Genomic DNA, 20,431 nt, shown 5'->3' on the forward strand with positions numbered 1-20,431 from the left:
ATTTCAATCCTCACAAAATAATCTATGTTATATTTTCTAACATCATGTATATATTTTTCTGAATTTTTAGTTGATTTTTAGTTCTTTTTCGAATATGATATGAAACATAACAAAACGATGTTATTTTTTCTAACATTATAGGAGGAGAGCTCATGAATATGGGAGATACAGTTTTTATGTTTGTGACGACAGTAATGGTCATGTTGATGACACCAGGATTGGCACTTTTTTATGGAGGTATGGTTCGCAGCAAAAATGTACTCAGTACAACGATGCATAGTTATAGTGCAATGGCTATCGTTTCGATTCAATGGATTGTTATCGGCTATTCTTTATCATTCGGACCAGATTGGCACGGGCTTATCGGTACACTTGATTGGTTCGGTCTAAACGGAGTTACCTACGCACCAAATCCAGACTACTCATCTACTATTCCTCACAATTTATTCATGATGTTTCAACTCATGTTCGCCATTTTAACTCCAGCTTTAATTTCAGGTGCATTTGCTGAAAGAATGCGATTTTCTGCCTTTCTTATTTTTATCCTTTTATGGACAACGATTGTTTACAATCCTGTCGCTCATTGGGTATGGGGCGTCGGCGGGTGGCTAAGGGAACTTGGTGCACTAGACTTCGCTGGCGGAAACGTCGTTCACATCACTTCCGGAGTTGCTGGTCTTGTATTAGCTATTTTCCTCGGAAAACGAAAAAACATAAATGGTTCTTCTCCTCACCATTTGCCATTTACAATGTTAGGCGCAGGCTTATTATGGTTTGGCTGGTTCGGTTTTAACGTCGGCAGCGCATTATCCTTAAACGACGTAGCTTTAACTGCATTTATTAATACAAATATAGCCGCTGCTGCCTCAGCATTAACTTGGATGCTTTCAGAGTGGTTCTTCCAATCAAAACCGACTGCGATGGGAGCTGCTTGTGGCGCCGTTTCCGGTCTAGTCGCTATTACACCAGCTTGCGGGTTCGTTACACCTTTCTCAGCTCTTCTTATCGGAGCAATTGGCGGCGTATTATGCTTCGGAGCGGTCTTTTTCTTAAAAACAAAATTCGGATACGACGATACACTCGATGCATTCGGATGTCACGGCATCGGTGGAACTTGGGGCGGTATTGCGACAGGATTATTTGCAACTACTGCCGTAAACGGCGATGGCGCTAACGGATTATTTTACGGAAACGCCTCGCTGCTGTTGAAACAACTTGTAGCGATCGGCGCAACATATGCGTTCACAATTATAATGACGTATGCCATTATTAAAGCAATCAACTTCTTCCTCCCTGTCCGGGTAGATGAGCACGAGGAACATATGGGACTTGATATTTCGATGCATGGGGAGAAAGCTTATGAGTATACTGAGCGAGTGAACTAAAAAAGAGATGCAATCTATTAGTAATAGATTGCATCTCTTTTTTGCGCACCGGGCAACATACCCCACCTAGTATAACTGGAAATATATTAACGGTTTTTTGGATATATCAACGATTTTTCAAATATATCGATTGTTCCTTTCAATATATCAACGTTTCGACACAAGATATCGATTTACCAACAAATTCCGACATAACGAAACTGAAGAATACCCGCGTGTAACTTTACACATAAAAAAGACGACCGAAACCCAGTCGTCTTTTCCGATTTATTTCGGAGCATTTCCTACATATTGCGTAATATCAACATTTAATGCCTGCGCTAAACGCATACCGTATTCTTGATCTGCACGGAAGAAGTTACAAACAGCTAGTAATTTCGTGCGTTCATTTACGTCTTTCAAGTCATTTGTTAAGTTTGCAATTAAGTTATCTTGCTCTTCTTTAGAGAATGAACGGTAACGCTCACCTGCTTGTTTAAAGTCATTTGGTTTCTCAATTTTTTCACGAGATACATAGCCTTCTACTTTCATAGTTGAATCGCGGTAAGCTGGGTCTTCAACTGGATTTTCAGCATGACGGCTCGGTTCGTAGTTGATTGTAGATGGGTTTTGATTTACTTGCATCGCACCATCACGTTGTTGATTATGAACAGCTGCGTATGGGCAGTTTACAGGAATTTGTAAGTAATTTGCACCAAGACGATAACGTTGTGTATCTGGGTAAGAGAATAAACGACCTTGTAATAATTTATCTTCCGATGGCTCAATACCATTTACAGTTGCACTTGGAGAGAACGCTACTTGTTCTACTTCTGCAAAGAAGTTTTTCGGATTACGATTTAACGTCATTGTCCCTACTTCCATTAATGGGAAGCGATCTTCTGGCCATACTTTCGTTGGATCTAGTGGATCAAAGTCTAAAGAGTCCATTTCATCTAATTGCATAACTTGTACGTGTAAATCCCATTTCGGGTGATTTCCTTTTTCGATTGCATCGAACAAGTCACGAGTTGCATGATTGAAGTCTTTCCCTTGTACTTCTTGCACTTCTTTCGCATTTAGGTTACGTACACCTTGCTGTGGTTTCCAGTGGTATTTAATATAAACAATTTTACCTTCTTCATTAATCCATTTAAATGAATGGACGCCGAAACCCTCCATTTCACGATAGCTTGCTGGTGTACCGTAATCAGAAAATACCCATGTCATCATATGTGTAGATTCTGGACTTAACGTCATGAAATCCCAATAACGATCTGGCGTTTGAATATTCGTATCAGGTGCTGGTTTTAAGGAATGTACCATATCTGGGAATTTAATTGCATCACGAATGAAGAAAACTGGTAAATGGTTACCTACGATATCGTAGTTTCCTTCTTCTGTATAAAATTTAACAGCGAACCCACGTGGGTCACGTGCTGTTTCAGGAGAACCTTGACCATGAATAACCGTTGAAAAACGAACAAATACAGGCGTTTCAGTTCCTTCATTTTGTAAAAATGCAGCTTTCGTATATTGCTTCATACTATTTTTCGTTACGAATACACCGTGAGCACCTGCACCACGTGCATGCACAACACGCTCCGGAATACGTTCACGATCAAAGTGCGCAAGTTTTTCTACTAAATGATAGTCTTCTAATAATACTGGTCCACGACGACCGGCTGTACGAGAATTTTGGTTGTCTCCAACTGGAGCACCTTGGTTTGTTGTTAAGCGATTATTTGGATTCATCTAGGGGGATCCTCCTCTTTATTTCGTAGTAATTATTATTTATTTAAAATTATTATAAATTAATTATTATTCAAAACTAAATCTTTGTCAACTATTTCCTTCACTTTTTTGGAAACAATTTCAGCCAAACAGTCGATAAATGCTGATTGTGCATTCGGCATATTTGGTCTAAAATATTTGGCATTTAATTCATCAGTTACAACTTTACATTCATAATCGTTGTCATATAAAACTTCTAAATGCTCCGCTACAAAACCAACTGGGCAATATATGAAAGATTCGTACCCATGCTCTTCATATAAATCTTTCGTTAAATCTTGCACATCTGGACCAATCCACGGATCTGGAGTATTCCCAGCACTTTGCCAACCGATTGTATAGTTTTGAATATTTGCAGCTTCTGCAATTAAATCTGCCGTATGCTTTAGTTGTTCTACATAAGGGTCTCCTGCTGCAATAATTTTTTCTGGCAAACTATGCGCTGAAAAAATTACGACTGCTTTCTCTTTATTTATAATATTAGTAAACGTCTCTTTTATTTGGTCTGCCCAATACGAAATAAACTTCGGTTCATCGTACCATTGTTCAATTGGTTCAATAACAGGACCACCGATTTCTTTTGAAAGACGAATAGCACGGTCATTATACGCTTTAATGCTAAATGTAGAGTAATGTGGCGCTAATACGATACTAATCGCTTGCTCGATCCCATCACGCTTCATTTCTTCTACCGCATCTTCTATAAATGGTGCAATATGTTTTAAACCTAAGTAACAAGTAAATTGATACTCTGTAAATATGTTATTCATTGAATCTGTTAATTTATGCGCCTGTTCTTTCGTAATTTTTGCAAGCGGCGAAATTCCACCAATCGCTTTATAGCGGCCAATTAAATCTTCAAGCGCTTCTTCTGATGGCGTACGCCCGTGACGGATATGTGTATAATATGCCTCTACATCGTCTAATGATTCTGGTGTTCCATACGCCATTACGAGTAAACCTATTTTTTTCTTTGTCATCTATATAACACCTCAATTTTATAAATGAGAATACTTTTCAGAACATTTGTTTCCAATTATAACAAACAATAATAAATACGTCAAAATAATAATTCTAATTAAATATTGTTTATAAGGTGATTTTGAATTTTATATGAAAACTTCTTTAATAAAAAGCGACTTACATAATTGTAAGCCGCTTTTCCCTTATTCCTTAATATTTACCCCATATTCTTTAAACCAAACGTGAATTTGTGCTAAATGAGCTAAAAGCTGTGGCCCAGTCATTAATTGACCAAACCATGGTGTTTGAAATGCACTGCCGCCAGACTGAATCAATCCGCTCAACTGCTCTTTATCAAACAGTTCGTGTAAAATTGAACCTTTATCCGTTAATAGATTTTGAAGCCATACTGTTATTGCTTTTGTATAGTGTGGATTGTGTGTTTTCGGATAAGGACTCTTCTTTCTATATAAGATGTCATGTGGAAGTACACCTTCTAACGCTTTACGTAATAGACCTTTTTCGCGGTTTTTATACATTTTCATTTCCCAAGGAATATTCCACGCATATTCGACAAGACGATGATCTGCAAATGGAACACGTACTTCTAAGCTCGCTCCCATACTCATGCGGTCTTTTCTGTCTAATAATGTTGTCATAAACCATACCATATTTAAATAAAATAATTGGCGTCTTTTTGCTTCTAGCGGACTTTCCCCCTCTAAAATAGGAACTTCTTGAATCGACTCTTCATAGCGCCTTTGTACATATTGTTGTAAATTTAATTTATTTCTCCATTCTTTTTTTAGAAGTTGTTCACGTGCCTCTGTAGAACGCATCCACGGAAATGCACTCGATTGTAAATCATCTTCTCTATAAAACCACGGATATCCACCAAATATTTCATCTGCACATTCTCCAGATAAGCCAACGACAAAATCTTGTTTAATTTCTCGGCAAAACCATAATAATGACGAATCGATATCTGCCATACCAGGCAAATCACGAACGAGTACTGCTTCAGTTAAATACTCTGCTAATTTTTCATTCGAAATGACGCAGCGATGATGAGTTGTTTGAAATGTCTCAGTCATTAAATTAATAAACGGAGCATCTGAATTTGGCTGGAATGCATTCGCTTTAAAGTATTTGTCATTATCTTCGTAATCAATAGAATACGTGTGTAATTGCCCTTTTCCCGATCTCTCATATTCTTTCGCTGCAATAGCTGTAATAGCGCTCGAATCTACACCACCGGATAAAAAAGTACATAGTGGTACATCAGAAACAAGCTGTCTTGTAATAGCATCTTGTAATAAAAAGCGCGTTTTCTCTACTGTTTCTTCAAAAGAGTCTTCATGTTTTTTACTTTCTACATTCCAATATCTCCATATGCATAAACCGTTCTTTGAAAATGTCATCGCATGACCTGGACGTAATTCTTTTATACCAGCATAAATACCGTGGCCAGGCGTTCTTGACGGTCCGAGCCCGAATATTTCTGATAATCCTTCTAACGTTACTTCCGCCTTCACATCTGGATGCGACAATATCGCTTTTAACTCCGAACCAAATAGTAAGCGTCCGCTATCATATTTATAAAAAAGTGGCTTTACACCTAATCGATCTCTCGCAATAAATACTTGTTCTTTCTGTTCGTCCCATACTGCAAACGCATATATACCGTTTAAATGATCGACACATTCTTCTTTCCATTCAATATAAGAAGCTAATAATACTTCTGTATCAGAATGACCTTTGAACGTATATCCTCTTCTTAATAATTCCTTTCGAATGTCTTCTGTGTTATAAAGTTCACCGTTATAGCAAATGGCGTAATTCGTTTCATCTTTTAAACAAGTCATCGGCTGTTTACCGCCCTCAGGATCCACAACGATTAACCGCTTATGCCCAAATGCGACATTTCCTTTAATCCAAACTTTATTATCATCCGGCCCCCGTTTTGCTAACGTCTCCGCCATCTTCGTAACGACATCTCTTTCTCCTTCTAATGAGCGTTTATAATCCACCCATCCTGTAATCCCGCACATATAAATCATCCTTCCATCTTATTTCTTTTCTTGAACGTGCAGTAATCCCCACCCTAAGAGTGCGGATCAAAAAAATGAAAAACTTGACGATAACCTACTATCCACATATGGAATAGCATTTTCACTCAGTAAAACGTGTTTTATTGTATGCCCACCTATGTCTATATGTGTCTAGTTATAAAGAATGCACGAACTGTCTATAACAGGAATAACTACTTTTCATAAAGGAGAAATCGTGTATGATACAACGTAAACATATTTTATATAATCAGCCCCGTGCTCATACAGTCGGTAATGTAGAATATATAAACAATGAGTGGGTATTCTTTGATGATGAAAATGATGAAGCGTTTTTATTAGAAGATATTGCCGAAGATGGGTTTGAAATTTTGTATAATAACAATTGGCTACCAGCCCGTTTCTATGAACAAGATGTATTACAAATCGCCAACGAGCAACACCATTTGCAAAATGGTGAAATGATACGTATTCGAAAAAAGTTACTTCTTAGCTATAATGAATGGCTGGAGGAATTACCTGACTCTGTCTTCACATTATTAACCGAATCATTGCAATCACTTCACTACTCTTTATATGATTGCATGTATTGTCATAATTATTTATCTTTCTTACCGCAAGAGGAGTCACGCGAAGGAGTAAATATTCTTTTGTTTGATAACGAAGAAATGATCTGTACACTGCAGCACCATTTCGTCCGTCACACTACGTCAAATAAAAATATGTTCCGTTTTACGAAAGTAAATGGAGAAGAGTTGCATATCGATGCGACATAAAGTGAAACTTTAATCAGTGGGGGAGCCCACTGATTATTAGCCTTCACCAATCTGATGTTTACGGGATAAAGTAAAAAACCACCTTATAATCTCCCAAGTCTTTGAGATTATAAGGTGGCTTTATTTTTTATTAGAATACTTTCCAGCCAATCGGTAATTTCAGCCCAAGGTAAAATACTGCTACTAGCGCAACAATAAATAAGCCCCAAACCGCCCCTGTTGGTTTGTTTTTGCTCATTTTCACAAGAACCATTTCCATTCCACCGATAACTAAAATACCAGCTAACATTTTCAAGCCATACCACATGTGCATGCTACCTGTTGCTGTCTTCACAATACTCATGTACAACATGAAGCCTGTCACAATAATAATGATATACATTAGGCGAAGCCCCATATGTACACCTTTCCCTTTTCTTCCTGCTGAATAAAGTGAATACGCAACGAAGAATAAAATTAAACCTAACGCCCATGCTGTAATATGCATATGTACCATCGTATCCCTTACCTCCTCTTTTCACACTTTTTCACTCTATATGATAACATGTTCATTTATTTTCAGGAAATGTTTCGCTTTTTTACATTTAAATGATATAATATTTAGAGTATTTACAAACTTCTTGTAATAACAAAAGGGGGAACAATCATGATTCAAACTAAGGATATTATCGAACTTACAGACACATACGGAGCAAATAACTATCACCCACTTCCAATCGTTATTTCTAAAGCAGAAGGTGTTTGGGTAGAAGATCCTGAAGGAAACCGCTATATGGACTTATTAAGTGCATATTCTGCAGTAAACCAAGGTCATCGTCACCCGAAAATTATTAACGCTTTAATTGACCAAGCTAATCGTGTTACGTTAACTTCTCGTGCTTTCCATAGCGATCAATTAGGTCCTTGGTACGAAAAAGTTGCGAAACTAACTAATAAAGAAATGGTACTTCCAATGAATACAGGTGCTGAAGCTGTTGAAACTGCAATTAAAACAGTTCGTCGCTGGGCTTATGATGTGAAGAAAGTGGAAGCAAACCGTGCTGAAATCATCGTTTGTGAAGATAACTTCCACGGACGTACAATGGGTTCTGTTTCTATGTCTTCAAATGAAGAGTACAAGCGTGGATTCGGTCCAATGCTTCCTGGCATCGTTGTAATTCCTTACGGTGATTTAGAAGCATTAAAAGCCGCAATTACACCAAACACAGCAGCATTCATTTTAGAGCCAATTCAAGGTGAAGCAGGAATTAATATCCCACCAGCTGGTTACTTAAAAGAAGCTTTTGAAGTATGTAAAAAAGAAAACGTTTTATTTGTAGCAGATGAAATCCAAACTGGCTTAGGCCGTACTGGTAAAGTATTTGCTTGTGACTGGGACAATGTAACTCCTGACATGTACATACTTGGTAAAGCACTTGGCGGCGGTGTGTTCCCAATCTCTTGCGTAGCAGCAAACCGCGACATTTTAGGTGTATTTGAGCCAGGTTCTCACGGTTCTACATTCGGTGGTAATCCACTTGCATGTGCTGTTTCTATCGCGGCTCTTGAAGTGTTAGAAGAAGAAAAATTAACAGAGCGTTCTCTTCAATTAGGTGAAAAATTAGTTGGGCAATTAAAAGAGATTGATAACCCAATGATCACTGAAGTTCGTGGTAAAGGTTTATTCATCGGTATCGAATTAAACGAGCCAGCTCGTCCTTACTGTGAACAACTAAAAGCAGCTGGTCTATTATGTAAAGAAACACACGAAAATGTAATTCGTATCGCACCACCTCTAGTAATCTCTGAAGAAGATTTAGAGTGGGCATTCCAAAAAATTAAAGCTGTATTATCGTAATGATAGAGAGGTTGTCCGACATGTTGGGACAACCTCTTTCTTTTTATATTCATTTATATTAAGATAAAATTGTAATTTTCTGTATTTTAAAATCATAAAGGAGGTGCGACATGCTATTAAGATATGGTAAACATATTAACTATTTAGCTACAGCTTTTATTTTAGTTACATTCTTTGGTTTCCTACTTTCCACAACATGGCTTCATTACTCAACTCCTACTACACTCACACTACTGAAAGCATCATTTTGGACTGCTGTTATTCTTACTATCATTGGTTTTGGACGAGAAAAAAGCGCACTTACGGTTATACTATTTGGCATTTGTACACTTGCATTCATTGGTCTTTACACTTTTGCCGTTATCGATTACCTCTATAACCCAAGGCCATAAAAAAAGAGCTATCTTTTAACAAGATAGCTCTTTTCTTTATTTCACTACATTTCGTAAAGTACCAATTCCTTCTACTGTAATGACCACTTCATCACCAGCATGTAAAAACTTCGGTGGTGTAAAACCTTTTCCGACACCAGCCGGCGTTCCTGTTGCGATAATATCACCTGGTTCTAAAGTCATTCCTTTACTTATCGTTGAAATAATTTCTTCTATTGAAAAAATCATTTTATTTGTGTTAGAAGTTTGCCTTACTTCTCCATTTACTACCGTTTCAATGTGTAATGCATTCGGCGCATTAACCACCGATTTATGAATTAAATACGGTCCCATCGGACAAAATGTATCGAAGCTTTTCCCAAGGAAAAACTGTTTATGTTTTCTTTGAATGTCTCGAGCTGTTACATCATTGATAATCGTATAACCAAAAACATGCTCAAGCGCTTTTTCTTTTTTTATTTGCTTCCCTCGCTTACCAATAATGATAGCTAATTCTCCTTCATAATCTAGTTCGTCCGTTGCATGAGGGTGACCATTAATTTGCTCATTTATGCCAATAACTGTTGTTGGCGCTTTCGTAAAGATCATTATATTTTCTGGAATAGACTCTACTCCGCCCATTTCTACCGCATGCTCACGATAGTTTTTTCCAACGCACAAAATATTCTTTCTTGGCCTTGGAATCGGCGCTAATATTTTCACCTCTGTTAACGGATAATACGCCGCTTCCCCGTTCTCTTTTGCCCAATTTACAATTTCACATACTTTCTCAAAGCATTCAGTCCCTCTTTCAATACACTCTAACATTGTAATAGGGATTGTAACCTTTTCCCCTTTTTGTCTTTGCGCTTCTCTTAAGTGTAATACCTTTTCTTCTTCTTCATCTACAATACCTACAAATACCTTTTCTTCTTTCTTCGCCGTTACAAAACGCAATATTTCCACTCTCCATCCTAAAACTCATACCCTTTAATTGTATTCGCATCCGCAAGAAAAAAACCTTCTCATGCACGCTAATTTTTACAATATTCTTCTCATCCCCTATTCGTTACCCCTTTATCATTTGGCATAAAATGTAGAAATTTTACTTTTTTTAGCGAATGCATTTCTTTTTTATGAAGTTTTTGTATAATATGTACTACATATATACTAAAAATTTCATTTAGAGATGGAGCCGATTTCAATGTTTGAGCAAGCGATTGAAAAAAAACGTGAAAAAATGATTTATTTTGCTGAACGCTATGGAATGACTTCTCAAAAAACAGTGGATTGTAGCCAAGAACTGGACAGGCTCTTAAATGTAATTTGTCATGTACATACGGATTTACACCCTAATCAAACGTTCAAAACACACACGCAATAATGCGTGTGTTTCTTTTATTTCAAAAAAATACACATTTTATTGGAAACGCCCATACAATAGTAGAAAAGAAAATTTTAAAAACGAAGGGTGTTTTGTATGCCAGCTATGGTCGGACATATTCGTATCGTCAATATTGGATCAAGTGGTATTTTTCATATTGGAGATGTATTTGCGATTAGGCCTATTAGTTACTCACGTGCTTTCGCCGGGGCCGGCTCTTTCAACGTTGGAGATAATGTTTCTGTCTACAATTATCAAAGTGCAACGACTGTCAACGATTCAGATGTAATCGATCAAGCGATAATTGGCTCAACTTAAAGGAGGCAATTGCATTGAATTTTTATGTAAACCAAAGTATCATCATCAACAGTATTAAAATTGATAGCATTACAACCTCTTCTGTGTTCCAAATTGGTACTGCCGGAAGTATTAAAGCCCTATCTAAATTTTCAAATACGGGCGGATTTACGGAACCGCTTCGCCCATTACAGGCAAAAGGACAAATTATTTCTATCAAACCATCAACTAGTTCTTCTTAAGACATCCTTGTCATAAATATATAGCAGGAATATTTTTACCCTCCCTATTGAAAAGGAGGTTTCACAAATGAATCAAGATATATATACTTACTTACACCAACTTCAACAAGCTCTTCAAACACAACAAGCAGCCATCCTAAATTTAGAAGATCAAGTGCGCCAACTCCAAGAAGAGCTTAACGAATTAAAAAATCGCCCCTCCTCTTCTGTAGGAAAAGTGGAATACAAATTCGATCAATTAAAAGTCGAAAATTTAAATGGTACTTTAAATATTGGTTTAAACCCATTTTCAGCAAAAGGACAACAAATTGAAGATTTTCAAGTGGATACAGAAACATTGAAGGTAAACCCTGAAACCGAAACAAACCCAGACTTTTATCAAGGTATCCTCCAAGAAATGCATCGATACTTAGATGAAGAAGCATATAATCGTATTCTCCATTTTGAACAAGAAGAGAGAACACCGCTTGATGAAATGTATCGACAAATGATGGTGGATGACATAAAAAAACAGATGGAGCATCGACTCCCTTATTATTTATCACAAGCGCAATCATATGAAGGTATTTCAACAGATCCAGATTATTTACGAGATATCATTATTCAGGCAATGAAACAAGATATTGACAAAGCCTTTCTCTCCTTTATTCAGCACATACCGGGAAATTTCCGAAAGGAGTAAGTATGTATGAACCTTAACGTTGTAAACCGTGAGTTAAAAGTCGGACAGATTAAAATGAACGGTGTATCGTCGTCCGCACTCTTTTTAATTGGAGATGCAAATCTCCTCATTCTATCTTCTATTCTCGATACACCATTTGAAACAGTTACAGAGGGTCCATTTGTACCATTAGTAACAGATGTCCCCCCTACTCCAGGTTAAGGAGACTGAAAAATTATGTTGCATCATGTGTCCATTGTCCAAAATGTTTCTATTATTTCTTTAGGGATTACTGCCGTATTTCAAGTTGGAGATGCAAACCAAATGGAATTAAAAAGTAGAGCTATTGCCGTCCACCGTGAAATTCCTTTTTATATACGGGGAGAAGGTCGCTTTGATGCTTTTGAAATCTTTACAGATGAACACATTACAATTCCAAAACGAACGACAGATGTAAAATTAAATATTGTAAATGAATGCCCTTTTATTGAAGTGAATAACGTTGAATTGCGGACACTTTTAAATTCTGGTTGCTTTCAAATTGGAAATGTTGATTATGGTTTTAATAACTCTCGTATTATACAAATCCGCCAATATATTACGGATGAACCTTCCGCACAATAATTCATATAGTAATTAAAAAGCTTAGTAAAGTAGGTGGATGGTATGCCTTCAGTTGTAGGAAATCTCGTCGTGCAAAACAGTAACGGCTCTTTCAACTTAGGAGATTTTTATAACGTATCTCCGAAAGAAAACACGAAAGCCTATAACGGATCTGGAGCTTCCAATGTTGGGTTTGTCGTGAATACGTTTAACGGTGTTAGTGCAACGAATACATTTGATTCTGATGTGGCAGATCAAGATCAGATTGGAACAGCGTAAAAAAAGTAGGAGATATTCTCCTACTTTTTTCTTTTATGTAATTCAAAATTATTAAAATGAAATTTTAATAAGCAAGAGCTTCACTTTCCACAAATAGTGGTATAAACACGTAAGTAGTGAAGAGGCACTATTTCATTTTATTTAAATGATAACCCACTCTCCTCCAAAGCCTTCCTAAGCTTCGGCAAAGACGCAGGTCCCATACCATGCAGTTTTAAAATTTCTTTTTCACTATATTTTGAGAGTTCTTCTACAGTTTGAATTCCACGGTGCTCTAATGCCCTTCTTGCTGGCGCTGAAAGAAGAGAGAGAAAACCTTCTTTTGGTTTTCTCTCCTTCTCACAGACTGGGCAAGTTGGACAATCGCTACTTTTATAGTACTCGTGTCCCTGTTCACAAGTTCTTAACGTTTTTTCTGTTACCATTTTCAAGCCCCTCTATTCTTCAATATTTACAACGTGATTCCCATCAAAGAAGTATAAACATTTCTCTTTTACAGGATGTTGTAAGCTTTTCTCCAGTGCTTTTGCATATAACGAAAGCTGCACTTTATATCGATCTTCTAAAATTGGTTTCGCTTGTTCGAATCCGCCTGGGAATTTCCCTTCAATCGTATCTGTTTTAAAGTCGATTAACGTAATGCCATCTTCCTCTTCAATCATGCAGTCGATAACCCCTTGGACAAGAATCGTTTCTTCACTCTTCCCTTGCCAATCTTGATATGCTTCTTCTGCTGCAAGCATCATCGTAAATGGTACTTCACGCTCAACACTTTTCGCCGCTAATACCCTTTTACCTAAGTCACTGTCAAAGAATGAAATTACTTTTTCAATCGCTATTTCTTCCGCCTGCTCGAATGTTAATAATTCCTTATTTACCATTCCAGCAATTTGCTCTTGAAGAACTTCAACCGTAATCGGCTTCTTCAAATCAACATGCTGCATAACGGCATGGACTGCTGTTCCGCGCTCTGCGTACGTTAACCCTTTTTTCTCCATAAAGCGCGGGCGTGTTTTAATTGGTGCACGTAGTTTTTTAATAAAGGCGTTATCGCTACCTTCTTCAGATTGATAATTTCTCTTTATTTCTGTAACAGATTGCTTCGCACGATGAGATGTCGCATCCTCATATCCGTACTTCCACATTAATCTGTCGTACACTTCTTCTTTCCGTTCACTTTGCAGGGGAACAGCCTTTTTCTCACGAAGTGCTTCTAACAATTCTTGTTTCTCTTCTTGAACTGGCTCTGGTGCAAGTAGTGTGTTACCGTCCACAACTTCTACTTTCCAGCTAGTGTCATATCCGTAAATTTCATCTGGAATACTTCCTTGTCCTAATTCAAGAAGCATTTCACTATCACGGTGTCTATATAATGAAGGTGCAATCCAGTCTAAATAACAAGACGCTCCGGCACGTATGTGATCTGGTAATAACCATTCACTATGTTCCCTCGCATCAAGCCATTTTTCCATTTCCTTATTTGCATCCTTAACTGTTCCGATTAAAATTAACTTCTCTTTCGCACGCGTCAATGCTACGTATAGTACGCGCATTTCTTCCGCAATTAATTCCATTTTCATTTTACGCTTAATCGCAAGCTGTGATAATGTTGTATATTTAATTCGTTTACGCGGATCGATAAATTGCGAACCGAAACCGAAATCTTTATGCAGTAAGAAACGCTTCATTAAGTCTTGTGTATTAAAACGACGACCGAGTCCAGCTACAAATACGACCGGGAACTCTAGCCCTTTACTTTTATGAATCGTCATAATGCGAACAACGTCTTCTTGTTCACCTAGGGCTCTCGCCGTACCCATATCATCACCGCGTTCTAAAATACGTTCAATAAAACGTAAGAAGCGGAATAATCCTCTAAATGATGTTGCTTCATATTGTCTTGCGCGGTCATATAGTACGCGTAAGTTTGCCTGCCTTTGCTTTCCAGCTGGTAAACCGCCAACGAAGTCGTAATAACCTGTCTCACCGTACACTTTCCAAATTAAATCAGAAAGTGATTGTTGACGGGCGAATTCACGCCATCCTTGCAATAAGTTATAAAACCACTCTAATTTATCATGAAGTTCTTGCTCCTCTTCAAGCGGTGCCCCTTTTAAGAATGAGCTCATTACTTCATAAAACGAGCCTTTCTTTCCATGAGCACGAAGCGTTGCAAGTTCTTCATCGCTCAATCCAACGATTGGGGAACGAAGTACAGCGGCAAGCGGAATATCTTGCATCGGATTATCAATAACGCGGAATACGTTCATCATAATATTTACTTCCGTCGCTTCAAAATAACCAGTCGCGAGGTCAGCGTATACTGGAATTCCTTGTAATTTTAACTCTTCCATAATTTGCGGGGCCCACGGCATGGAGCGAAGTAAAATAACGAAATCGCGATATTGCACCGGACGCATACTATCATTTTTACGGTCATACACTTCATAACCGGAATCAACCATCGCTTTAATGCGCTGCGCCATAAGGCGAGCTTCAAGCTGTGCTTTTTCGACTTCTGCACCTTCTTCACCGTCTATTACTTCTTCTTCCGTTTGCTGAATACATAATAATTCTGCTGCTACATCTTCACCTTCTGGATAGGTAGCACCTAGCTTTAGTTCAGCGTCAGCATCGTAGTCAATTTCCCCAACTTCTTCGCCCATAATTTGTTTAAAAATAAAGTTCGTACCTGCTAGTACTTCATGACGACTACGGAAGTTTTTCGCTAAGTCAATCTTCATTCCGCCGCCCAATCCTTCTTGTGTGAAACGTTTATACTTTCCTAGGAATAAGCCTGGCTCGGCTAGTCGGAAACGATAAATCGACTGCTTTACGTCACCAACCATGAACAAGTTTCCTTCACTCTCAGAATCTTTCGTTACGAATTTAATAATGGATTCCTGTACAAAGTTCGTGTCTTGATATTCATCGACTAATACTTCAGCAAATTTATTACGATATTGGAGCGCCACTGCTGACGGATTCATTTCACCATTTTCACTTTGTTCACTTAAAATTTGTAAACAGAAATGCTCTAAATCTGTGAAATCGACCATTCCTTTATCTCGCTTCATCGCTTGGAAACGCTCTGTAAATACTTTTACAAGTTGAACAAGCTTTTCTAATACTGGGTGCATATCTTGAAAATCTCGTAAGAAACTTTCAGGTTTGCGGCTAAATAACTCTTCTTGTAATTTCTTCACTTCATCTTTCGCTTTATTACGAAGAGAGTCTACTTGTTTTACAACATCTTCATTGTAATCACTTTTCTTAATACGCTTTAACGTTTGCCACGATACGTTTTGCATCGCTTCATACACACTTGTCCACGACTCACGAGCAGCTGATGATAGCGTTCCAAGTAATGCTACATCTGCTTGCAGGGTTTCAATGCGAGGCGCTGGACCGTCAGGAAGCATTGCGAGTTCAGTTGCCTTACGAATATGCTGTTCCGCTGTTTCAAGCTGGAATTTCACATCTTCTAATAAATAAGAAGCATATACTAAATCTTCAATTGTCTTTCCTTCTACGTCATATGCTTCTACTAATTTATCAAGCCATTTTTCCGGATTTGGATGCGCTCTTGACTCTGTATGAAGCGCTAAAATCATACGTTGCAAGTCATCATCACTACGGTCACTCGTATAACGATCAACAAGTTCAAAGAAGATTGTATTATCTTCGATTCCGTACTCTTCTTCTAATATGTCATCTAGCACTTCTTCTTTTAACAATTCATTTTCTGTTTGATTCGCAATACGGAAACGAGGATCAACATCAAGCATGTAGTAATATCCTCTAATTACTTGTAAACAGAATGAGTGAATTGTTGAAATGGAAGCTTTATTTAATAGGCTCAGCTGCTTTCTTACGTGTTGAGAGCCTGGTTCATCAATTAATACCTTTTCTAACGCTTCCCCGATTCGGTTTTTCATCTCTTGCGCTGCTGCATTCGTAAATGTTACAACGAGCAGGCGGTCGACATCGACTGGGTTCTCTTCATTAATAATCTTTTTAATAATACGTTCAACTAATACTGCTGTTTTACCTGATCCAGCTGCAGCAGCAACTAAAATATCACGTCCGTTAGCTACAACAGCTTTCCACTGGTCATCTGTCCATTGACTACCTTCTGGTTTTTTAGGCCAATTTTCTATCATTCTCCGCCAACCTCCTCTCTTATTTTCTCCATCGCTTCGCTATCTTTCATATCTTTTAACGATCGGAACTGATTATCTTCCAGTGACTCATCAAATTGACAAACAGATTTGAAGTTACAGAACGTACATGCTGCTTTATTCCCCATTTTATAAGGAGCAATATCGATAACACCTTCTGTAATATCTTTTCCGATATTTTCAAACGTATGGTGTACATATTTTTGCAGTACGTTAAACTCTTGCTCATTTGCAATACTTGAACGCGCACTAAAGCTACCGTCTTTTTTCAGGCCAGCAGAAATAATATCTGAGCTTCCTGTTGAAAGTTTGTTATCCATTAAACGAACAACGTCAGCATCTCCTAATACGAGTCCTTTCATTTTAAATTTCTTTAAAATTTCTTTTTCAATTTCAGCTTCCGTTGCGTCACCTTTCATCTCAACGATTGGGTTATGAATATGGAAATACAATACACCAGCTGGTGATGCTGCGTGGCCTTTTTTCATCCACGTCTGTGCATTCGAAGTAACAACATCTAAATACGTTAACATTTGAAGTGCTAATCCGTAATACACTTCCGTTAAATCTAACGCTTTTGAACTTGATTTATAATCAATAATACGTAAGAACGTCCCGTTTTCATCTTCTGCCTTATCAACACGGTCAATACGGCCGACTACTTCCATCTTTACACCATTTGGTAATGAGAATTCCATCGGCGGAAGTGACCCTGTACCTCCCATACCGAACGGCACCTCTAAATCAACTGGTACGAATCCGCTTGACTTCGCATGTTCACGAAGAATGATTGACGTACGGAAAATGATTTGTTGTAGTTTTTGTTTTAAATAGAAATGACGGTTTGAACTTAATAAAATTTGTCGTTGTAATAACGGCGCAATTTCTTCTATTACTAAAACAGAAAGATGCTCACACTCTTTTATGGATAAATCCGCCCAAGTGCGGTTTTCACGCAATAACTTGTCCGCAATTTTCTTTAATGCCGCATGGAATAATTCGCCGATGTCTGGCGCATCAAGCTTGAAAATATCACGCTCTCTAAGCGATAAACCGTGCTGCGCAAAATGAGCGTATGCACAACGATTAAATAGTTCCATACGAGAGACGCTTCCTTTAATTATATCTCCGTATAAATCTCTACTTACTGCTGTACTTAGTTTCTTCGCACGATTTCGATAGAATAAACTTGATAAGACGCGGCTACTTTTTTGTTTCCATTCATCTGAAGTTACGTAGAAATTATATACGTCCCACCAAAAGTCTAAATTCCCTTCAAATCCGTATCGCTTCCACGTTTGTAGTTGCTGCATAACGTAAGATAACGTTACTTCTGGCGTTGCTACATATGAAATTTGTTCTGAACGTGATAAATCATTTACGTCATTCGTAATAAATGAATCTTTCACATTAGGGAACATTCTTTTTATTTTCTTAATAAAGCTAGATGCAAGTAACGTCTTTCCTTCTTCATCTGCAAGCGGGCATGAAATGTATAACTTCTCAGATGCTCTCGTTACCATTTGATACATAACGAACTGTTCTTCTAACAAAGTTTGTCTCGTCGTTGGCGCTAATTCAATCCCTGCCGCACCAAGAACTTCTCTTTCCTCATCAGAAAGCATACCTTCATCCATAGGTACTGCTGGAATGACACCCTCATTTACACCTATAATAAACGTTGCTCTCACATCAGATAATCTGGAGTGATCAATATTAGCAATTAACACTTGGTCTAATGACGGCGGAATGTTAGCAAATTGAAGTGCCTCAAGACCAGTCGACATAACGTCAGTAAACATAGAAAGAGACATTTTCTCTTCCCCAAGCATCTCTACAAATGTATCAAGAAGGCTCATTACTTCTTCCCATACTTGTTCATGATCTGTCGCAAATAAGAAATCTCCACTTTCTTCTGCACGTATACGTAATTCTTCTAGTTTTTTCGGAACATCCAGTTCTTCTAAAAACAAGTAAACTGCTTCACACATTTGCATAACTGTTCCTGCACGCTTTAACCTTTTTTGCATGCGAATAACAGGTGTTCTTACAACGTCACGTAGCCTATTTATTTTCTCTTCCATTTCACGTTCACTGTCTGTAATCATCCCGTTCGTATCATCAAGAGAACGATAACGGCGATACATCCATGGATCTTCAGCAGTCCATCTCTTTCCTTGTACACCGTACGCTAAACAGTAATTTTCAAATTCATCCATTTCTTCACGCATCGCTTCTTTTCTTACGTCTAATGGATATAAAAGCTCTGTTTTCACGCAGCGGAACACCGCATCATAACGCCAATTCCCACTAATAATCTCGAGTGCAGAACGAATACATTCTACCAATGGGTGGTGTGACATTGGGCGCTTTTCATCGATGAAGTGCGGGATATTGTAATCTGTAAATAACGTTCGCATCACATCGTAATAACTTTCCCCATTACGAAGAAGCACTGCAATATCTCGGTAACGATATTTTTCATCCGCAACAAGTTTACGAATTTCACGAGCAACACCTTCTACCTCCGCTCGTAAATTCGCAGCTGTACTAATCGTTACACTCGCTTCACCGTTAAATTTTTCATTCGGACGCGCTTCATAATGAGCTTCTAAATGCGCTAATGCCGGAGAATGAAAACGCGGCTGTTCCATAAGTGGAATTGTTTTTTCAATTTCTATTTTCTCTTCACGCGCTACTTGTTTTATTTTTTCATACGTTAACGTCGTTTCATAAAATAAATCGAGTTCATTTACTGGCTGCGCTAACGTTTTTTCATCTATCGTTAACGTGATCGTAACTCTCGCTCCGCAAATCATAAGCTGTCTTACAATCTCTAACTCTTGCGGGGAGAATGAATGAAATCCGTCTATATAAATTTCCGCACCATTTACATATTCAGACTGCGGAAGCTTTTCCACTAGCAATTGCAGGTAGTCTTCTGAATCTAAATATTTTCCAATTAAAGCACGTTCAAAATCATCGTATAACAGCTGTAAATCATACACTTTATTCGCTAGTAACTTTTGTTCGGCACTGCTACTATGCGCATCTAATTGTTGCCACATTTCATATACGTTAGATGGCGTTACATTGTAACGTTTAAACTCTGCAATCATACTACCAAGATGTTCAAAGAAACCGTTTTGCTCCGCTGCTTTTTGGAACACCGATAATCCATCTTTACGAGACTCTACAATTTTACGGAGTAACATATGTACACCAGCTTCATCAATATGAAGACGACTCGCTCCGCCAACTTCTTGCAGTACCTTCCACGCTAATCGTGAAAAACTAAAAACTTGTGCCCGAATAGAACCTCTTACATCCTCACTTCCAATTAACGCCTGCTGCGTCTGGAATGTCATCTGTTCTGGCACAAGATATAATATTGTTTTCCCTCTCGGGCGTTGTTTTAACTCTTCTTGCACTTCGCGTAAACAAAGTGTACTTTTTCCACTTCCCGCTCTACCAATCACAAATCGAAGTGACATGTAACCCCACCTTTCACTTACATAACGAACGTTAGTTTGCTACTATAATTGTATTATAGGACACGAAAAAAGACAAACTGAGTTGTTTGCCTTTTTCTATACTTCTATCTATTATA

19 protein-coding genes are annotated in these 20,431 nt (G+C 38.0%); 11 read left to right on the forward strand and 8 right to left on the reverse strand.

The genetic code is table 11. The annotated features are described in order from the left end of the window. Positions 1 to 152 precede the first annotated feature (152 nt). Positions 153 to 1,385, forward strand: a complete 1,233-nt coding sequence (locus ACTFSL_RS03360; RefSeq protein WP_001055855.1) for an ammonium transporter — start codon at positions 153 to 155, stop codon at positions 1,383 to 1,385. Between the two features lie 267 nt (positions 1,386 to 1,652). On the opposite strand, the gene katB is transcribed toward ACTFSL_RS03360, so the two are convergent. The 3 genes from katB to asnB all read right to left on the reverse strand — a co-directional run bounded on the left by katB (position 1,653) and on the right by asnB (position 6,172). After that, the gene (katB, locus tag ACTFSL_RS03365) at positions 1,653 to 3,119 is read right to left on the reverse strand and encodes a catalase KatB (protein ID WP_001069179.1); all 1,467 of its coding nucleotides are present in this window, start codon (positions 3,117 to 3,119) and stop codon (positions 1,653 to 1,655) included. Between the two features lie 59 nt (positions 3,120 to 3,178). Continuing rightward, positions 3,179 to 4,138 (reverse strand): ferrochelatase, encoded by a 960-nt coding sequence (gene hemH / locus ACTFSL_RS03370; RefSeq protein WP_000162629.1) that lies wholly within the window; start codon positions 4,136 to 4,138, stop codon positions 3,179 to 3,181. 186 nt (positions 4,139 to 4,324) lie between these two features. After that, positions 4,325 to 6,172, reverse strand: a complete 1,848-nt coding sequence (gene asnB, locus ACTFSL_RS03375) for an asparagine synthase (glutamine-hydrolyzing) (protein ID WP_000334005.1) — start codon at positions 6,170 to 6,172, stop codon at positions 4,325 to 4,327. A gap of 239 nt (positions 6,173 to 6,411) precedes the next feature. Here asnB and ACTFSL_RS03380 point away from each other — a divergent pair, with 239 nt between their 5' ends. Continuing rightward, positions 6,412 to 6,966, forward strand: a complete 555-nt coding sequence (locus ACTFSL_RS03380; protein ID WP_000616046.1) for a DUF2777 domain-containing protein — start codon at positions 6,412 to 6,414, stop codon at positions 6,964 to 6,966. Between the two features lie 130 nt (positions 6,967 to 7,096). On the opposite strand, the gene ACTFSL_RS03385 is transcribed toward ACTFSL_RS03380, so the two are convergent. Continuing rightward, positions 7,097 to 7,462 (reverse strand): YisL family protein, encoded by a 366-nt coding sequence (locus tag ACTFSL_RS03385; RefSeq protein ID WP_000233494.1) that lies wholly within the window; start codon positions 7,460 to 7,462, stop codon positions 7,097 to 7,099. A 150-nt stretch (positions 7,463 to 7,612) separates the two neighbouring features. Here ACTFSL_RS03385 and rocD point away from each other — a divergent pair, with 150 nt between their 5' ends. Next, on the forward strand, positions 7,613 to 8,803 hold the full coding sequence (gene rocD, locus ACTFSL_RS03390) for an ornithine aminotransferase (RefSeq protein ID WP_000616658.1): 1,191 nt from the start codon (positions 7,613 to 7,615) through the stop codon (positions 8,801 to 8,803). A 110-nt stretch (positions 8,804 to 8,913) separates the two neighbouring features. Next, a complete protein-coding gene (locus ACTFSL_RS03395) occupies positions 8,914 to 9,195 on the forward strand; it encodes a hypothetical protein (protein WP_000926857.1) in 282 nt (93 codons plus the stop codon). A 36-nt stretch (positions 9,196 to 9,231) separates the two neighbouring features. On the opposite strand, the gene ACTFSL_RS03400 is transcribed toward ACTFSL_RS03395, so the two are convergent. Next, positions 9,232 to 10,131 carry a fumarylacetoacetate hydrolase family protein gene (locus ACTFSL_RS03400; protein WP_001213071.1) on the reverse strand — a complete coding sequence of 300 codons (900 nt, stop codon included), beginning with the start codon at positions 10,129 to 10,131 and terminating at the stop codon, positions 9,232 to 9,234. Between the two features lie 247 nt (positions 10,132 to 10,378). Between ACTFSL_RS03400 and ACTFSL_RS03405 the strand changes: the two genes are divergently transcribed. The 7 genes from ACTFSL_RS03405 to gerPF all read left to right on the forward strand — a co-directional run bounded on the left by ACTFSL_RS03405 (position 10,379) and on the right by gerPF (position 12,640). Continuing rightward, a complete protein-coding gene (locus tag ACTFSL_RS03405; protein ID WP_000462841.1) occupies positions 10,379 to 10,558 on the forward strand; it encodes an aspartyl-phosphate phosphatase Spo0E family protein in 180 nt (59 codons plus the stop codon). Positions 10,559 to 10,654: 96 nt separating this feature from the next. Then, positions 10,655 to 10,876, forward strand: a complete 222-nt coding sequence (gerPA, locus tag ACTFSL_RS03410; protein WP_001111187.1) for a spore germination protein GerPA — start codon at positions 10,655 to 10,657, stop codon at positions 10,874 to 10,876. Between the two features lie 14 nt (positions 10,877 to 10,890). Continuing rightward, entirely contained in the window at positions 10,891 to 11,097 is a 207-nt protein-coding gene (gerPB, locus tag ACTFSL_RS03415; protein ID WP_001012508.1) for a spore germination protein GerPB, read from the forward strand. Between the two features lie 67 nt (positions 11,098 to 11,164). Further along, positions 11,165 to 11,779 (forward strand): spore germination protein GerPC, encoded by a 615-nt coding sequence (gerPC, locus tag ACTFSL_RS03420; RefSeq protein ID WP_001070760.1) that lies wholly within the window; start codon positions 11,165 to 11,167, stop codon positions 11,777 to 11,779. A gap of 6 nt (positions 11,780 to 11,785) precedes the next feature. Beyond that, positions 11,786 to 11,980 (forward strand): spore germination protein GerPD, encoded by a 195-nt coding sequence (gene gerPD, locus ACTFSL_RS03425; RefSeq protein WP_001052807.1) that lies wholly within the window; start codon positions 11,786 to 11,788, stop codon positions 11,978 to 11,980. 15 nt (positions 11,981 to 11,995) lie between these two features. Continuing rightward, the gene (locus ACTFSL_RS03430) at positions 11,996 to 12,382 is read left to right on the forward strand and encodes a spore germination protein GerPE (protein WP_000902324.1); all 387 of its coding nucleotides are present in this window, start codon (positions 11,996 to 11,998) and stop codon (positions 12,380 to 12,382) included. Between the two features lie 42 nt (positions 12,383 to 12,424). Then, positions 12,425 to 12,640: a spore germination protein GerPF gene (gene gerPF, locus ACTFSL_RS03435; protein ID WP_001141566.1), complete on the forward strand. Its 216-nt coding sequence runs from the start codon at positions 12,425 to 12,427 to the stop codon at positions 12,638 to 12,640. Between the two features lie 137 nt (positions 12,641 to 12,777). Here the strand turns inward: gerPF and ACTFSL_RS03440 are convergent, their stop codons facing one another. The 3 genes from ACTFSL_RS03440 to addB are packed head-to-tail and all read right to left on the reverse strand — an operon-like array spanning position 12,778 to position 20,315. Beyond that, positions 12,778 to 13,065 (reverse strand): RNA polymerase alpha subunit C-terminal domain-containing protein, encoded by a 288-nt coding sequence (locus ACTFSL_RS03440; protein ID WP_000255728.1) that lies wholly within the window; start codon positions 13,063 to 13,065, stop codon positions 12,778 to 12,780. Between the two features lie 12 nt (positions 13,066 to 13,077). Then, on the reverse strand, positions 13,078 to 16,803 hold the full coding sequence (addA, locus tag ACTFSL_RS03445; protein WP_000572298.1) for a helicase-exonuclease AddAB subunit AddA: 3,726 nt from the start codon (positions 16,801 to 16,803) through the stop codon (positions 13,078 to 13,080). After that, positions 16,800 to 20,315 carry a helicase-exonuclease AddAB subunit AddB gene (gene addB, locus ACTFSL_RS03450; protein ID WP_440041163.1) on the reverse strand — a complete coding sequence of 1,172 codons (3,516 nt, stop codon included), beginning with the start codon at positions 20,313 to 20,315 and terminating at the stop codon, positions 16,800 to 16,802. Before addB ends, addA begins: the two co-directional genes overlap by 4 nt. Between the last annotated feature and the right edge of the window lie 116 nt (positions 20,316 to 20,431).

This window comes from Bacillus cereus group sp. MYBK108-1, from assembly GCF_051917185.1.
Taxonomy (GTDB): domain Bacteria; phylum Bacillota; class Bacilli; order Bacillales; family Bacillaceae_G; genus Bacillus_A; species Bacillus_A cereus.

Excerpts from the sequence above, each read along its gene's own strand:
- asnB (WP_000334005.1), bottom strand. The coding sequence starts at position 6,172 with ATGTGCGGGATTACAGGATGGGTGGATTATAAACGCTCATTAGAAGGA.
- addB (WP_440041163.1), bottom strand. The coding sequence starts at position 20,315 with ATGTCACTTCGATTTGTGATTGGTAGAGCGGGAAGTGGAAAAAGTACA.
- ACTFSL_RS03440 (WP_000255728.1), bottom strand. The coding sequence starts at position 13,065 with ATGGTAACAGAAAAAACGTTAAGAACTTGTGAACAGGGACACGAGTAC.
- gerPF (WP_001141566.1), top strand. The coding sequence starts at position 12,425 with ATGCCTTCAGTTGTAGGAAATCTCGTCGTGCAAAACAGTAACGGCTCT.
- ACTFSL_RS03380 (WP_000616046.1), top strand. The coding sequence starts at position 6,412 with ATGATACAACGTAAACATATTTTATATAATCAGCCCCGTGCTCATACA.
- ACTFSL_RS03385 (WP_000233494.1), bottom strand. The coding sequence starts at position 7,462 with ATGGTACATATGCATATTACAGCATGGGCGTTAGGTTTAATTTTATTC.
- ACTFSL_RS03430 (WP_000902324.1), top strand. The coding sequence starts at position 11,996 with ATGTTGCATCATGTGTCCATTGTCCAAAATGTTTCTATTATTTCTTTA.
- gerPC (WP_001070760.1), top strand. The coding sequence starts at position 11,165 with ATGAATCAAGATATATATACTTACTTACACCAACTTCAACAAGCTCTT.
- hemH (WP_000162629.1), bottom strand. The coding sequence starts at position 4,138 with ATGACAAAGAAAAAAATAGGTTTACTCGTAATGGCGTATGGAACACCA.
- ACTFSL_RS03395 (WP_000926857.1), top strand. The coding sequence starts at position 8,914 with ATGCTATTAAGATATGGTAAACATATTAACTATTTAGCTACAGCTTTT.
- addA (WP_000572298.1), bottom strand. The coding sequence starts at position 16,803 with ATGATAGAAAATTGGCCTAAAAAACCAGAAGGTAGTCAATGGACAGAT.
- rocD (WP_000616658.1), top strand. The coding sequence starts at position 7,613 with ATGATTCAAACTAAGGATATTATCGAACTTACAGACACATACGGAGCA.
- gerPD (WP_001052807.1), top strand. The coding sequence starts at position 11,786 with ATGAACCTTAACGTTGTAAACCGTGAGTTAAAAGTCGGACAGATTAAA.
- ACTFSL_RS03405 (WP_000462841.1), top strand. The coding sequence starts at position 10,379 with ATGTTTGAGCAAGCGATTGAAAAAAAACGTGAAAAAATGATTTATTTT.
- ACTFSL_RS03360 (WP_001055855.1), top strand. The coding sequence starts at position 153 with ATGAATATGGGAGATACAGTTTTTATGTTTGTGACGACAGTAATGGTC.
- katB (WP_001069179.1), bottom strand. The coding sequence starts at position 3,119 with ATGAATCCAAATAATCGCTTAACAACAAACCAAGGTGCTCCAGTTGGA.
- gerPA (WP_001111187.1), top strand. The coding sequence starts at position 10,655 with ATGCCAGCTATGGTCGGACATATTCGTATCGTCAATATTGGATCAAGT.